Source organism: Ruegeria sp. HKCCD4315 (genome assembly GCF_013112245.1).
In the GTDB taxonomy this organism is placed as follows: Bacteria; Pseudomonadota; Alphaproteobacteria; order Rhodobacterales; family Rhodobacteraceae; genus Ruegeria.
On the sequence record NZ_WVRN01000001.1, the window covers coordinates 748,470 to 762,027 of the forward strand.

The following is a 13,558-nucleotide window of genomic DNA, read 5'->3' on the forward strand; positions in this document are numbered from 1 at the left end:
TTCAGATATGTCCGATTTCGTTCAGAAAACCAGTCAGGATTTCTGCATATTCCGCTGGTTTTTCAACGCAGGGCAAATGCCCGGCCCGGCGCATCAGCTGGAACCGGGACCCCGGGATCAGATCGACGGTCTCTCGCACTAGATCGGGGGGTGTTGATCCGTCTTCGCTGCCTGCAATGCCCAAGGTCGGGAGGCGCAGCCCACTCGTTGGGGTATAGAAATCGGTGCCTACAATGGCCGAGCAGCAGCCCAGATACCCTTCAGCCGGCTGGCCCACCATCATGTCGCGCCAAGGCAGGTGGTTTTGTGCGGCGCGGAAATCACGCGAAAACCAACGCTCCATCGTTGCGTCGGCCAATGCTTCGATCCCGCCTTTGCGCACGGCCTCAATCCGATCCTGCCAGACCGAAGGAGTGGCGATTTTGGCCGCCGTGTTCGAAAGAACCAGACCACGGATCTGGTCCATGCGTTTCACGGCAAGACCCTGAGCAATCATCCCACCGATGGACAGGCCCACGAAAACACAGTCGCGGACTTGCAGGTTATCCAACAACGCCTCTGCATCGCGTATCAATGCGCCCATCGAATACGGCGCGGGCGGCACCGATGATTGCCCGTGACCACGTTTGTCGTATCGGATGATGCGCAGCCCTTGTGGCAAAAGCGGCAACACCGCGTCCCACAAGTGCAGGTTGGTACCCAAAGAATTGGCAAAGACCAAGGGCGCACCGTCTGTTGGGCCGTCGATGCGGTAATTCAGTTTCACGTCGCCCAGATCAACGATCTTCATGACTGGCTTCCTTGTCGCCATGACCTTTTGGGGTGCAACATGCACATCTAGTGCAGCCCTGTCAGGTCAGGAATTCCAACGCCCTGGAAAATACTGCCGGATCGACATTGCCGCCAGATGCAACAACGATCACGTCATCGCCTTCGATCTGGTCGCCCCGGAACAGGGCCGAGGCCAGGGCCACCGCGCCGCCGGGTTCCAGTACGATCTTGAGACGCAGGAAGGCAAGCGCCATGGCGCGCAAGGCTTCTTCTTCGGTGACAGACAAGCCTGGACCGCACAGGCGGTTGAGAATCGGAAACGTGATGTTTCCGGGTTGCGGTGTCAGAATGGCGTCGCAGATGTTGCCTGAAGCTGCGTTGTTGTTTTCAATCTGCCCTGAGGCCAGCGAGCGTTTGACGTCATCGAACCCCTCTGGCTCACAAGGGCGCGCGCGCAGGTTCGGCGCATGTTTTTCCAGGGCCAGAGCGATGCCCGAGGTCAGGCCGCCCCCGCCGCAACAGACCAGCACGTCTGCCTGAGTGACGCCCAGATACGCTGCCTGACCGGCGATTTCAAGGCCGGTGGTGCCTTGGCCTGCAATAACCAGAGGTTCGTCAAAAGGTCGGATCAGGGTCAGTCCGCGCTCCGCCGCGATGGCTTCGCCAATTTCTTCGCGCTTTTCATTCGCACGGTCATACAGAACAACTTCGGCCCCAAGCGCGCGGGTGTTTTCGATCTTCAACTGAGGGGCGTCCGACGGCATAACGATAACCGAAGAAATGCCGTGCTTTGATGCCGCCATTGCAACGCCTTGTGCGTGGTTGCCCGAGGAATACGCAATCACACCGCGCTGACGTTCGGCTTGTTCCAGTGCCGAAATCGCGGACCAGGCCCCGCGAAACTTGAAGCTGCCGGTATGTTGCAGACATTCCGGTTTGACCAAAATCCGACGTCCGGCGAGATTGTCGAGAAATGGAGAAGACAAGATCGGTGTCTTTCGGATGTGTCCGTTCAGCCGTTCTGCTGCGGCTTCGATCATCTCGATTGTGCTCATGCGGCGTTCTTCAATACCTTTTGTATGAGATCCAAAGATTGGGGTTCGTTCAGAAACGGAACATGCCCACGATCGGGAACTTCGGTTGAGATCAAGCCCGGATGGCGGTCGTGCATTTCAGCTACCGTTTCGGTGCTCAGAACGTCCGAGTTCGCCCCTCGGATAACGCCCGTCGGAATGTCGCGCAGGGCTTCAAAGAACATCCAAAGATCAGGTGTCGCCCCGCTTGCGGCCTGTTCGATCAGTGCCTTTCGCAGTGCCGGATCGTAGCGTAGCGCCAACCCATCCTCGTGTTTTTCGTACTGAATTTCGGCCTGCATCCGCCAGGTTTCCAGGGAAACGCCGGGGAATTGAGGCTCCATTACCTGTTTCAGTGTCAAAGCGGCCTCATCATAGGTTTGCGCAGTCGGTTGCGTGCCCACATAGGCCATGATCTTGGCAATACCGGATGTTTCGATGACAGGTCCAACATCGTTCAGGATCACCCCGGCCAGCCGCTCGGGATGGCTTGCGGCCAGGGCCATGGCGATCAGACCACCCCGCGAGGTGCCCAGAACGAATGTCTTCTCGATCCCCAGTACATCCAGCAGTTCGATCGCGTCATGCGATTCACGAAGGATGTTGTAGTTCATGAAATCGGGATCATAGTCCGACCGGCCACGCCCTCTGTAATCCGTCGCAATCATGCGCAGGTCAGCGGCATGAGGGGCAAAAAACGAAAAGTCGCGGCTGTTTCGGGTCAGCCCGGCCAGACACAAAAGCGGCGTGCCCGTGCCCGTTTCCTCAAAGTAGATGCGCTTGCCGTCCGTGGTTGTGAAGTTTGACATCAAAGCCCTGCGAGTTTTGGGATTGTGGTTAAATCGGACAGCACATGGGCTGGTGTCCAGGGCAGGCGGTCCATCGGTTCACCGATCCGGTTGACCCACGCAGTGACGAAACCGTACCCGCTGGCACCTGCCGCATCCCAACCGTTTGAGCTGACGAACAGAACCTCGTCACGGGCGCAGTCAAACCGTTTCTGGACCAGATCATACACGCGGGCATGGGGTTTGAAGACACCTACACTCTCAACCGACAGAACATCGTCCAGCACATCGCCGATTCCCGCAGACTGCACAGCGCCGTCCAGCATGGGGGGCGAACCGTTGGACAGGATCGCCGTTTGCAACCCGCCTTCTTTGAGCGCTTTCAACATGTCGGGAACTTCGGGGTAGGCTTGCAACTCCCAATAAAGATCAAGCAGACGTTGGCGTAGTTTCTGGTCGCCTTGCAGTCCAGCGGCGTCCAGCGCCCAATCCAGCCCGTCCTGAGTGACATCCCAAAAATCGGTATGGGCATCCGCCACTGCGCGCAGCCAGGTGTATTGCAATTGCTTCAGGCGCCAATGCCCCGCGACTGTTGGCCATTTGTCCTTGAGGGCTTCAAATCCCGGTTCGTCGGCAGCCTGGCGGGCAGCGGCTGCAACGTCAAAAAGTGTTCCGTAAGCATCGAAGACACAGGTGGTGATCGGCATGTGATCCTCCTCTGATCGCGCGGAGTTTGGCACAACAACGAGGGGGGTGAAAGAGCCAAGGGTTTACAACATTGTGTCAGGCTCTAGGGTTGGCCGCTCAATCCTGTAAAACGGCCGGAGGCCACGATGACCGAAATCAAACAAGGCGACACGGTTCGCATCCACTACACCGGGACGCTGCTGGACGGCCAAACCTTTGACAGCTCAGAGGGGCGCGATCCTTTGGAGTTTGTGGTCGGGTCTGGCCAGATTATTCCTGGCTTAGACAGTGCTATGCCCGGCCTGTCCGTGGGGGACAAAAAGCGGGTCGAGATTGCCTGTGTGGATGCCTATGGCCCCATTAATCCGGCGATGCGTCAGGAAATTCCTCGCGAAGGCATTCCCGATGACATCCCGCTTGAGCCTGGAACGCAATTGCAAATGCAGTCACCGGATGGTCAAGCCGTACCAGTCACTGTGGTCGGTGCGAATGAAGCGACTGTAACTCTGGACGCCAATCACCCGTTGGCTGGTCAGGATTTGATTTTTGATATCGAGGTCATGTCGATCAACTGACGCACGGTTCGGGCCGGTATGCCGGCTCGGCCCTTACCCGATCAGTGCTTCAAGTGCTGTGCGCACCTGCGGTTGTGTGAAAAATATGAACGCGACCAAAAGACATGTCAGCGTCAGCAGCAGAACTCTGGCACGTTGGCTGAGAAAACCGGTTTTCTTCCGGGTTTGCGTCGCACGTGCGTTATTCGCAATGATTTGATCTAGCTTGCTCATATCGAATTCCTGCCGCCCAAAGATGGTGAAATCTTGGCAGCGGCAGGGAAAGATATGGTCACATGGATTCGGGCTGAGGCATCCCAAGAACGTGGAAACCACCATCGACGCGGATGATTTCACCCGACGTGCAAGCGCCCGCATCAGATGTGAGGTAAACCGCAGTTCCGCCCACGGCCTCCAACGTCGCATTAGAACGCATTGGAGCGTTCTGGTCGCAAAATTTGTAGGTCTTGCGCGCACCGCCGATGGCTGCTCCGGCAAGAGTTCTCATTGGTCCCGGAGAAATAGCGTTCACACGGATCCCGTCAGGGCCAAGGTCGTTGGCCAGATAGCGCGTTGCCGATTCCAGAGCCGCCTTGGCAACCCCCATGACGTTGTAATTAGGTACAACGCGGTTTGATCCTTGATAGGTCAGGGTCAGCAGCGAGCCGCCATTGTCCTTCATCATCGGATAGGCGCGGCGCGCCACTTCGATGAAAGAATATGCCGAGACGTCCATTGAATGTTTAAAATTCGCCCGTGTGGTATTCAGAAACCGGCCGGTCAGCTCGGACTTGTCCGAATATGCGATGGCATGGACAACGAAATCGATGGTGGGCCAGCGCTGGGCCAGCTCGCCGAATGCACGATCCAGCGAATCGTCATCGGTAACATCTGCGTCGACCATGAAGTCGCTGCCAAGGCTTTGGGCCAAAGGCTCGAGCCGTTTACCGAATGCCTCGCCCTGGTAGGTGAATGCCAGTTCTGCGCCCGCCTCGTGCATGGCCTTGGCAATGCCCCACGCGATTGAGCGGTCATTGGCCACGCCCATGATCAGGCCGCGTTTACCCTTAAGAAGATCCGACATCACTTTCACCCGTTATACTTTGACAGAATCATGGACCCGTTGGTGCCGCCAAAGCCGAAGCTGTTGGTCATGACACTGTCCAGTCCTGCGTTTTCAACCACTTCGGTCGCAATTTCACCGGGCTGGATGCCCTCGGCAAGCGTGTCGACATTGATCGACGGCGTAATGAAATCATGATCCAACATCAGCAGGCAGAAGATCGCTTCGAGCGCGCCCGCCGCCCCTTGCGCGTGGCCAGTCATCGACTTTGTTGACGAAATAGGTGGCACGCTACCTTCGCCAAAGATGCGGCGCACGGCTTCAACCTCACCCACGTCGCCGACAGGGGTCGAGGTGCCGTGGGCATTGATGTAGTCCACTTTGCGGCCTTCGGGCAGAGTGCCAAGCGCCAGACGCATTGCACGCTCACCGCCTTCACCGGACGGGGCCACCATGTCATGGCCGTCCGAAGTTGCCGCGTATCCGGTGACCTCGGCGTAGATCTTTGCGCCACGCGCCAGCGCGTGCTCTAGATCCTCCAGCACGACGATGCCGCCGCCGCCTGAAATCACAAACCCATCGCGGTTTTCATCAAACGCGCGCGAGGCTTTGTCCGGAGTGTCGTTGTATTTCGAGGACATCGCGCCCATCGCGTCAAACAGGCACGAGAGTGTCCAGTCCAGTTCTTCGCCGCCGCCAGCAAACATCACGTCCTGCTTGCCCAACATGATCTGTTCCGCCGCATTGCCGATGCAATGCAGAGACGTCGAGCAGGCCGAAGTGATCGAATAGTTGATGCCCTTGATCTTGAACGCCGTAGCCAGGTTTGCCGAAATCGTCGAGCACATGCATTTCGGCACTGCAAACGGCCCAATCCGCTTGGTTGCACCAGTTTTCAGAACGGTTTGATGTGCCGTCAGCATCGCACTGGTCGACGGGCCGCCCGAACCAGCGACCAGACCGGTGCGTGGGTTCACAACCTGTTCTTCGGTCAGGCCAGCGTCTGCAATCGCCTGGCTCATGGCGATGTGGGCATAAGCGGCGCCCGGGCCCATAAAGCGCAAAGTACGCTTGTCCACATGCTGGGTCACGTCGATCTTGAGCGTTCCGGCAATCTGGCTGCGAAAACCATGTTCGACCATCTGCTCGTTGGCCTCGATCCCGGATTTGCCTGCTTTGAGCGAGGCCAGAACCTCTTCGGCATTGTTCCCGATGGAGGAGACGACCCCCAGACCGGTGACGACGACGCGACGCATAAGCGTACTCCTGTATTTCGTTTTCAGTGACGTGTCCGATAGCTGGGGTTAGCTTTCCGACAGTGCAACCTTCATATCTTTTACCTGATAAATTACTTCGCCGTCGGCTTCGACCCGGCCATCCGCCACACCCATGGTCAGGCGGCGGGTTTGAACGGCTTTGGTGAAGTCGACATAATATGTCAGCATCTTGCGATCCGGGCGGACCATTCCGGTCAGTTTGACTTCGCCCACGCCCAGCGCATAGCCGCGTCCCTGCCAGCCGCGCCAGCCCAGATTGAAGCCGGTCAACTGCCAAAGGCCGTCAAGGCCTAAACAACCGGGCATGATCGGGTTGCCCGGGAAATGGCAATCAAAGAACCAAAGGTCAGGCGTGATGTCGAACTCGGCCACAACATGGCCTTTCCCATGCGCACCGCCATCGCCTGAGATATCGGTGATCCGGTCCATCATCAGCATCGGCGGGGCAGGCAACTGCGCGTTGCCGGGACCGAATAATTCGCCGCGGGCGCATTTGAGCAGATCATCTTTGTCAAAACTGCTAGGGAACTGGGCCATTCTGCCGCCTTTCCTGCCGGGGGTCTGTCTTTACATCTGGCCTCGTCTATCACCCGTTTGCAAGGTCCTGCAAGAGTGGTGGCCCACATCATGTTGTGTACGCACCTAACTTTGCGAATGAATTTCATTTGAAATTGCCAACTATGCGCCCCTATATATAAACCAGCAACAATGGGTATCGGATCGATGACACCTCAGAGCCATGAAATAGCGACGGGTTGGCTGGTAAACGCCGGCTTGCGACCTACGCGTCAGCGTGTGGCGCTGGCTGAGCTTCTTGTGGGCGACGGCCGCCATCGCCATGTCACCGCAGAAAGCCTGTTTGAGTCTGCCAAGGCAAACGGGGACGCTGTGTCTTTGGCTACGGTTTACAACACCCTTCGCGCCTTTTGTGACGCGGGTGTTCTGCAGGAAATCACAGTGGACGGTTCAAAAAGCTATTTCGACACCAATACCCACGATCACCCCCATTTTTATTGGGAAGACGAAGCGCGCCTGAGTGATGCTCCGTCGGATCAGCTTGTGATTCAGCGCTTGCCTGAAGCGCCCGAGGGCGTTGAGATTGCGTCGGTCGACGTTGTTATCCGGCTGCGCAAGAAATAGGGCGTCAAACCTGTTTCAATCCTTCCTTTAAAACGCGTTCGGCCTGATTAACTGTTGGGTCAGCCGGGCCTGTGCCGTGTCGTGCCATAACCACGGATTCGGCGGCGTCCGGGTCGGTGATCGGAACGCCGACCAATCGCCGGTTGTCATAACTTACAGGGCTGGGCGGGCTGGCGTAACTGATTCCGATTCCCTCGCCATGCGCGGCAAGACTGCGTTGAATTTCCAGCGACGCTGCCCGGTGCGCGACTGTAGGGCGCAGACCCATGCGGCGAAACAGACCCAGGATGTGCTGCGCCGAAAGCCCTTCGGTCGACAGGATCAGAGGGTGCGCTGCGATGTCGGTCAGGGCAACGCCATCCGTTGACGCAAGCGGATGATCTGGCGGCATCAACGCCTTTGGCCTGCTGTCAAACAACTTTGTTCGGGTAAACCCGGCGTCCATGGTCAAATCGTAGGTGATCGCAATGTCGATCTGGCCGTCGATCAAGCCGTTAAGAAGCCCTTCGAAAGACGCGGCGACATAGGAAATCGCGACATTTGGGAAAGCGACGCGCAAATGATGCAGGGCAGGGGCCAATAGGAACGGGGCAAGGTCTGTGAAGCAGCCCAATGTGAATTGCGTCATTCCCGGCATGGGTGATTCTGAGGTTTCGATTCGCGCAGCGGCGTTCAGCAAAGCCTCGGCCTGTTCAATAAACCTCCGACCCTGAGGGGTCAGGGCCATGGCCGCACCCCGGCGGCGAATGAACAGTGGGTGCCCAAGATGTTCTTCAACCCGTGTCAGCGCGGTGGACAGGGCCGGTTGCGATACATTCAAATACTGCGCTGCTGCGGACAAGCTCCCATGGCGTCCAACCGCGCAGACATATTCGTATTGGCGAAGGGAAATATATAACATGAAGTTATTTATAGCTTCGAAAGATATGATTTGAACAGAATACATATTCAAAGCAAAACGGGGCAAAGCCAAAGGAGACCCGGATGCCACACCCACTCGTATCACAAGCGATGATCGACACTTATCAGCAAGATGGTGTTGTTCTTATCAAGGGACTGTTCGCGGATCACGTGGAACAGCTACGCGAGGGCGTGGCAGCAAATATGGCTGAGCCCGGCCCCTTTGCCTCGGAAAACAAAAAGTCGGGCGAAACCGGGCGGTTTTTCGACGACTATTGCAACTGGACCCGAATTCCTCAGTTCCGCGAGGTTATCGAAAACTCACCGGCTGCCGAGGTGGCCGCCGATCTGATGCAATCGCAAAGTGTTCAGATGTTCCACGATCACGTGCTGGTCAAAGAGCCGGGCACATCGATGGCCACCCCCTGGCATCAGGACGGGCCGTATTACTTCGTGGAGGGACAGCAAACCATCAGCTTCTGGTCTCCGCTGGATCCAGTCCGCCAGGCAACGCTGCGCTGTGTCGCCGGATCGCATCGGTGGGAGAAAGAGGTTCTGCCGACCCGTTGGGTGTCAGAGGAAGGCTTCTTCCCGGATGAAGGTCAGTACATTCAAGTTCCGGACCCGGATGCCGAAGGGATGCGGGTTGTTGAGTTCGAAATGGAGCCGGGTGACGCCGTGGCGTTCAACTATCGCACTTTGCATGGAGCACGAGGCAACCAGTCGGACAGCCGTCGCCGCGCGTTCTCGCTGCGCCTGGTTGGGGATGATGCACGCTATGTTGAACGCCCGGGCCGCACCTCGCCCCCGTTTCCCGGTCACGACATGACACCGGGTCAGCGCCTGCGCGAGGACTGGTTTCCTATGCTGTTGCAGCGCTGAGGCGACTCAGAACCACTGACCTGATTCGATCAGACCCAGATCTAGCAACTGGCGGGACTGCCATTTAAACGGCACTGAGTTCCGCCAGCGAAAGCTGGGGATGTCAAAAGTAGACCCTGCATTTGCCTTCAGGGCTTTTGCCGCCCGAAATGAGCATACGGCCGCAGTCATGTTGTGATGCCATGGACAGGAATAGGTGTTGTATTCCGGTTCATTGAATGTGTGGTCGGGCTGCAAGACCAGCCCTTTTTCCGATTTGAACAGGGCGATGCGGTCAATGCGGCGGCGTTCGTATGGAACGTGTTCTTCAAACCGCCAGCGTAAACCACCCGAAATATCCAACTGCCGATCTAAAGGCTGACCGCTTGGGTCGTGGCGGGTATGAGCATAGTAGCCCGTGCTGTCGAAGAGGGCGTGATCGGGCGCGACTCCGTTGGGGTTGGTGCTTAGATCATCGGCATAAAGGTCAATGACATAGCTGAGCATGGCATTGCGCCTTTCTTCGCTGTGAAAGGCCAGCATTTCACCAACGCTGCGCGTTTCGCAGAAAGGAAAGAACAGGTATTCGGCGTTGTAACAGTAATACATCCAAACGCCCGGCGCGGCCTGGATAATCCTGTTTATGGTGTCAAACACCATGGTTCGGGGCGTGCATTTCAGTGTGATCCGATGCACGTGATCGGCCAGTTCCGGGTCGAGAGCGAGGTCCTGAGGCATGAACACAAGCACCGACTTGAACCCCAACTGCAGGTGATGCCGCACGGTGCTGTCCAGCTCGACCTCGTCTTCGGCAAAAATCAATGCGATGGGCCCTTTGGCCAATGCAGTCTGACCCGATTTCAGAAAATGGTCCGGGGATTCGTACTTCATCGCGTGTTTTCGGTTTTGCCTTGCTGGAAAGTCCCGCCAAATTCGGGTAATTGCGCCCGCATTGCAAGCGGCGTTCGAAGCATATAGATGACGCCGGTCCCGCGAATGCAAAGGCCCGATCCATGTCCGAACCGAAGAAGCTGTTTATCAAGACCTATGGCTGTCAGATGAATGTCTATGACAGCGAGCGCATGTCCGAGGCACTGGGCGGGCAGGGCTATGTCGAAACCAAGACACCTGATGATGCGGATATGATCCTGCTGAACACCTGTCATATTCGCGAAAAGGCCGCGGAAAAGGTGTATTCTGAACTGGGCCGGTTCAAGGGTCTGAAGGCCGAGAAACCGGATCTGAAAATCGGAGTTGCAGGCTGTGTCGCTCAGGCTGAAGGCGAAGAGATCATGCGCCGCCAGCCTCTGGTCGACTTGGTTGTTGGCCCGCAAAGCTATCATCGCTTACCCGAGATGGAAGCCAAGACCCGCGCTGGTGAAAAGGCGCTGGATACGGATTTTCCTGAAGAGGACAAGTTCGAGAAGCTAAAAAACCGCCCCAAGGCCAAGCGTGGCCCGACGGCGTTTCTGACTGTTCAGGAAGGCTGTGACAAGTTCTGCGCCTTCTGCGTTGTGCCCTATACTCGTGGTGCCGAAGTCAGCCGCCCGGCCGACCGCATTATTCGTGAAGCGCATGATCTGGTCGAACGCGGGGTGCGCGAGATCACTTTGCTGGGGCAGAATGTGAATGCCTATCATGGCGCGGGCCCTAACGGGGACACGACTCTGGCAGGTCTGATCTGGGAGCTGAACAAGGTCGACGGTCTGGAGCGGATTCGCTTTACCACGTCGCACCCCAATGACATGGCCGATGACCTGATCGAGGCGCATGGCACTTGCGACAAGCTGATGCCTTATCTTCACCTGCCGGTGCAGTCGGGTTCGGACCGCATTCTCAAACGGATGAACCGCAGCCATACAGCCGAAAGCTATCTGCGCCTGATCGAAAAAATCCGCGCGGCGCGCCCGGATATTGTGATGTCTGGCGATTTCATTGTCGGGTTCCCCGAGGAAACCGAAGAGGATTTCCAGGCAACGATGGATTTGGTCGAAGAGGTCAAATACGGCTACGCGTATTCCTTCAAATACTCCACCCGCCCCGGAACGCCCGCAGCCGAGAGGGCACAGGTTGACCCTGCGGCGGCGGATGAACGGTTACAAAGACTTCAGGCTCTGATCACCCAGCATCAGCGGGAAATACAGGATAGCATGGTGGGCCGAACCGTGCGTGTTCTGTTCGAAAAGCCGGGACGCTTGACGGGTCAAATGGTCGGAAAGTCTGAGTATCTTCATTCGGTCCACGTCAAAGGCCCCGAGATCGAGACTGGAGATTTGAAAGAGGTTCGGATCACCGAGTCGGGCGCCAACTCGCTGGCCGGAGAGCTGCTGTAGATCGGCAAGTATCCACCGGTCAGCCACCATAGTTGGTGTTTGTTTCCAAAATTTACCCTTGATTTATTGCTTGGAACTATGTTCGGAGAAGAGCCAAGTTTTTCCGGGCGTGAAGTTATGCGTTAAAAGACGGTTTTTGGCCGGTGTTGCGACCGGAGTGATGGAGGCACGAGTGACGACCCTTAAGAACTTCAGGATTTCAATACTTGGCAGAACACTTCCCGCAGCGTCACTTGCTACTCTTCTGGCTAGTACAACAATTGCAGGTGATCTGAAGGGCACAGTGAACGAGCCTGAAGTGATCAGCCCGACTAGTTTCGGCAGCGATGTCAGCGCCTTTTATCTGGGATTGGCCGGCGGTTATGGCTCGGGGGGCGATGATCGCTTCGGTCTAAGAACACCCGCCGGGTTGTTCGATGTCGGCGAACAGGATCTGTCTGGTTCTTACGGTGAGATTCGTGGCGGCTGGCGTGGTATCTTGCCTGCCAGAGGTGGCCGTGACTACGTTTATGGTTTGGAAATCGGGTACCAGTTCGGATCCTTTGATGACAGCGTTGGCACCCAGATTGGCGGCGTCGATGTTCAAGGTGGCACCGAGGTGTCCGATGTACTGGCGATCCGGTTTAAAAATGGTCTGACCAACCGCAGCGGCCGAATCCTGTATTTCGTTAGTGTCGGCTATTTGTGGGGTGATATTGAAACGACCAACAGCATCACATCTGGCGGTTCGACGCAGAATTTCGCGGTTACTGATCGGCGGAACGGATACTCTGCCAGCATTGGGGCTGAACATAAACTTACCGACAATTGGTCGATTACCGGTGAATATGAATACGTCCAGTTCGACTCGAAGACCGTCCAGTTCAGTTCAGGTTTTTCTACAAAGTCGACGCCAAAATACGGCGGTCTCAGATTTGGGCTGAACTATACGTTCTGATGCCAACTGGAACGGCATTTTTCGGCTGTTTTGTCATCCCCGCACTAAATTTTGAATCTGTGGCTTGCGCCCACCGAGTTTTGTTGTCTACGCTCAGGGTGAACAGCCAAGACAGGAGAACGGATTGGCCATCGGTGCCCTGACCCCACCGCAAGATGAAATGCCCCAGCGTGAGGCGTTTGTAGAATTTCCCGACAACCGATTGTTGATTGACCTATGCGGCGAGTACGACCGCAATCTGACCGATATAGAAAGCAAGCTTTCGGTCCAGATTGTACGCCGTGGCAACCAGCTGGTTGTCATGGGCGACGAAGATGCTCAGAAACAAGCCGTAGAAGTGCTGCAATCGCTTTATACCCGCCTGGAAGGGGGGCGCGAGGTCGAAGCCGCAGATGTGGATCGCGAGTTGCGAATGGGTGCTTCGGAACAAGGTACGGGCACGCGCGACGGCGATCAGCTTGAGATGTTCAAGGGTGGCTCGGTCGAGATCAAGACCCGCAAGAAACTGGTCGAACCGCGTACAGATGCTCAGAAAGCCTATGTTCAGTCGTTGTTTCAGAACGAATTGGCCTTTGGCATTGGCCCTGCGGGAACAGGTAAAACCTATCTGGCGGTTGCCGTTGGTGTTTCGATGTTTATTGGCGGCCATGTGGATCGAATCATCCTGAGCCGCCCGGCGGTCGAGGCGGGTGAAAAGCTGGGCTATTTGCCTGGTGACATGAAGGACAAGGTCGATCCGTATATGCAGCCGCTTTATGACGCGCTGAACGATTTTCTGCCGGGTAAGCAACTGGCCAAGCTGATCGAGGAAAAACGAATCGAAATCGCCCCGCTGGCATTTATGCGCGGTCGAACTCTGGCTAATGCCTTCGTTGTTCTGGACGAAGCCCAGAACGCGACGACCATGCAGATGAAGATGTTCCTGACCCGTCTGGGTGAAGGCAGCCGAATGGTCATCACCGGCGACAGGTCTCAGGTGGACCTGCCGCGCGGGGTGCAATCCGGCCTGGCGGATGCTGAAAGGTTATTGAAAACGATACCAAATATCAGCTTCAACTATTTCACGTCAAAAGACGTCGTTCGTCACCCGCTTGTCGCCGCCATCATCGAGGCGTATGAGGCCGATGCGGGCCGCGATACCAGTTAAGTGCAAGGCCCTATGCAAGGGCTGATG

General features: G+C 56.6%; 16 protein-coding genes. 6 read left to right on the top strand and 10 right to left on the bottom strand.

The features are described 5' to 3' along the window. Window position 1 precedes the first annotated feature (1 nt). The 4 genes from pcaD to GS646_RS03745 all read right to left on the bottom strand — a co-directional run bounded on the left by pcaD (window position 2) and on the right by GS646_RS03745 (window position 3,339). On the bottom strand, window positions 2-790 hold the full coding sequence (gene pcaD / locus GS646_RS03730; RefSeq protein WP_171647583.1) for a 3-oxoadipate enol-lactonase: 789 nt from the start codon (window positions 788-790) through the stop codon (window positions 2-4). A gap of 61 nt (window positions 791-851) precedes the next feature. Continuing rightward, complete coding sequence (locus GS646_RS03735; protein ID WP_171647581.1) at window positions 852-1,826, bottom strand: threonine/serine dehydratase; 975 nt, start codon at window positions 1,824-1,826, stop codon at window positions 852-854. Then, window positions 1,823-2,653 (bottom strand): alpha/beta fold hydrolase, encoded by an 831-nt coding sequence (locus tag GS646_RS03740; protein ID WP_171187046.1) that lies wholly within the window; start codon window positions 2,651-2,653, stop codon window positions 1,823-1,825. Before GS646_RS03740 ends, GS646_RS03735 begins: the two co-directional genes overlap by 4 nt. Further along, the gene (locus GS646_RS03745) at window positions 2,653-3,339 is read right to left on the bottom strand and encodes a haloacid dehalogenase type II (RefSeq protein ID WP_171187044.1); all 687 of its coding nucleotides are present in this window, start codon (window positions 3,337-3,339) and stop codon (window positions 2,653-2,655) included. The genes GS646_RS03740 and GS646_RS03745 overlap by 1 nt, the downstream gene beginning before the upstream one ends. A gap of 126 nt (window positions 3,340-3,465) precedes the next feature. Between GS646_RS03745 and GS646_RS03750 the strand changes: the two genes are divergently transcribed. After that, entirely contained in the window at window positions 3,466-3,894 is a 429-nt protein-coding gene (locus GS646_RS03750; RefSeq protein ID WP_171094369.1) for a peptidylprolyl isomerase, read from the top strand. A 33-nt stretch (window positions 3,895-3,927) separates the two neighbouring features. Here GS646_RS03750 and GS646_RS03755 read toward each other — a convergent pair whose 3' ends face one another. Genes GS646_RS03755 through fabA form a run of 4 tightly spaced genes read right to left on the bottom strand, consistent with a single transcriptional unit; the run spans window position 3,928 to window position 6,750 of the window. Further along, entirely contained in the window at window positions 3,928-4,107 is a 180-nt protein-coding gene (locus tag GS646_RS03755; protein ID WP_171187042.1) for a hypothetical protein, read from the bottom strand. A 58-nt stretch (window positions 4,108-4,165) separates the two neighbouring features. Then, on the bottom strand, window positions 4,166-4,957 hold the full coding sequence (locus GS646_RS03760) for an enoyl-ACP reductase (RefSeq protein ID WP_171094364.1): 792 nt from the start codon (window positions 4,955-4,957) through the stop codon (window positions 4,166-4,168). A gap of 5 nt (window positions 4,958-4,962) precedes the next feature. Then, a complete protein-coding gene (gene fabB / locus GS646_RS03765; RefSeq protein ID WP_171187040.1) occupies window positions 4,963-6,192 on the bottom strand; it encodes a beta-ketoacyl-ACP synthase I in 1,230 nt (409 codons plus the stop codon). A 48-nt stretch (window positions 6,193-6,240) separates the two neighbouring features. Beyond that, window positions 6,241-6,750: a bifunctional 3-hydroxydecanoyl-ACP dehydratase/trans-2-decenoyl-ACP isomerase gene (gene fabA, locus GS646_RS03770; protein WP_093964585.1), complete on the bottom strand. Its 510-nt coding sequence runs from the start codon at window positions 6,748-6,750 to the stop codon at window positions 6,241-6,243. A 186-nt stretch (window positions 6,751-6,936) separates the two neighbouring features. Here fabA and irrA point away from each other — a divergent pair, with 186 nt between their 5' ends. After that, entirely contained in the window at window positions 6,937-7,353 is a 417-nt protein-coding gene (gene irrA, locus GS646_RS03775) for an iron response transcriptional regulator IrrA (RefSeq protein ID WP_171187038.1), read from the top strand. 4 nt (window positions 7,354-7,357) lie between these two features. On the opposite strand, the gene GS646_RS03780 is transcribed toward irrA, so the two are convergent. Beyond that, window positions 7,358-8,254, bottom strand: a complete 897-nt coding sequence (locus GS646_RS03780; protein ID WP_171647579.1) for a LysR family transcriptional regulator — start codon at window positions 8,252-8,254, stop codon at window positions 7,358-7,360. An 83-nt stretch (window positions 8,255-8,337) separates the two neighbouring features. Here GS646_RS03780 and GS646_RS03785 point away from each other — a divergent pair, with 83 nt between their 5' ends. After that, entirely contained in the window at window positions 8,338-9,135 is a 798-nt protein-coding gene (locus GS646_RS03785; protein ID WP_171187036.1) for a phytanoyl-CoA dioxygenase family protein, read from the top strand. A gap of 6 nt (window positions 9,136-9,141) precedes the next feature. Here GS646_RS03785 and GS646_RS03790 read toward each other — a convergent pair whose 3' ends face one another. Further along, window positions 9,142-10,005 (bottom strand): glycosyltransferase family 2 protein, encoded by an 864-nt coding sequence (locus GS646_RS03790; RefSeq protein ID WP_171187035.1) that lies wholly within the window; start codon window positions 10,003-10,005, stop codon window positions 9,142-9,144. Window positions 10,006-10,127: 122 nt separating this feature from the next. Between GS646_RS03790 and miaB the strand changes: the two genes are divergently transcribed. The 3 genes from miaB to GS646_RS03805 all read left to right on the top strand — a co-directional run bounded on the left by miaB (window position 10,128) and on the right by GS646_RS03805 (window position 13,531). Continuing rightward, window positions 10,128-11,447 carry a tRNA (N6-isopentenyl adenosine(37)-C2)-methylthiotransferase MiaB gene (gene miaB / locus GS646_RS03795; protein WP_171187034.1) on the top strand — a complete coding sequence of 440 codons (1,320 nt, stop codon included), beginning with the start codon at window positions 10,128-10,130 and terminating at the stop codon, window positions 11,445-11,447. Between the two features lie 172 nt (window positions 11,448-11,619). Further along, entirely contained in the window at window positions 11,620-12,384 is a 765-nt protein-coding gene (locus tag GS646_RS03800) for an outer membrane beta-barrel protein (RefSeq protein ID WP_256367900.1), read from the top strand. A 124-nt stretch (window positions 12,385-12,508) separates the two neighbouring features. Beyond that, window positions 12,509-13,531 carry a PhoH family protein gene (locus GS646_RS03805; protein ID WP_171094353.1) on the top strand — a complete coding sequence of 341 codons (1,023 nt, stop codon included), beginning with the start codon at window positions 12,509-12,511 and terminating at the stop codon, window positions 13,529-13,531. The last annotated feature ends 27 nt before the right edge of the window (window positions 13,532-13,558 follow it).

Coding starts and splice junctions, on each gene's coding strand:
- pcaD (WP_171647583.1), bottom strand. CDS start 790: ATGAAGATCGTTGATCTGGGCGACGTGAAACTGAATTACCGCATCGAC.
- GS646_RS03735 (WP_171647581.1), bottom strand. CDS start 1,826: ATGAGCACAATCGAGATGATCGAAGCCGCAGCAGAACGGCTGAACGGA.
- GS646_RS03755 (WP_171187042.1), bottom strand. CDS start 4,107: ATGAGCAAGCTAGATCAAATCATTGCGAATAACGCACGTGCGACGCAA.
- GS646_RS03740 (WP_171187046.1), bottom strand. CDS start 2,653: ATGTCAAACTTCACAACCACGGACGGCAAGCGCATCTACTTTGAGGAA.
- GS646_RS03780 (WP_171647579.1), bottom strand. CDS start 8,254: ATGTTATATATTTCCCTTCGCCAATACGAATATGTCTGCGCGGTTGGA.
- GS646_RS03760 (WP_171094364.1), bottom strand. CDS start 4,957: ATGTCGGATCTTCTTAAGGGTAAACGCGGCCTGATCATGGGCGTGGCC.
- miaB (WP_171187034.1), top strand. CDS start 10,128: ATGTCCGAACCGAAGAAGCTGTTTATCAAGACCTATGGCTGTCAGATG.
- fabB (WP_171187040.1), bottom strand. CDS start 6,192: ATGCGTCGCGTCGTCGTCACCGGTCTGGGGGTCGTCTCCTCCATCGGG.
- fabA (WP_093964585.1), bottom strand. CDS start 6,750: ATGGCCCAGTTCCCTAGCAGTTTTGACAAAGATGATCTGCTCAAATGC.
- irrA (WP_171187038.1), top strand. CDS start 6,937: ATGACACCTCAGAGCCATGAAATAGCGACGGGTTGGCTGGTAAACGCC.
- GS646_RS03750 (WP_171094369.1), top strand. CDS start 3,466: ATGACCGAAATCAAACAAGGCGACACGGTTCGCATCCACTACACCGGG.
- GS646_RS03745 (WP_171187044.1), bottom strand. CDS start 3,339: ATGCCGATCACCACCTGTGTCTTCGATGCTTACGGAACACTTTTTGAC.
- GS646_RS03790 (WP_171187035.1), bottom strand. CDS start 10,005: ATGAAGTACGAATCCCCGGACCATTTTCTGAAATCGGGTCAGACTGCA.
- GS646_RS03785 (WP_171187036.1), top strand. CDS start 8,338: ATGCCACACCCACTCGTATCACAAGCGATGATCGACACTTATCAGCAA.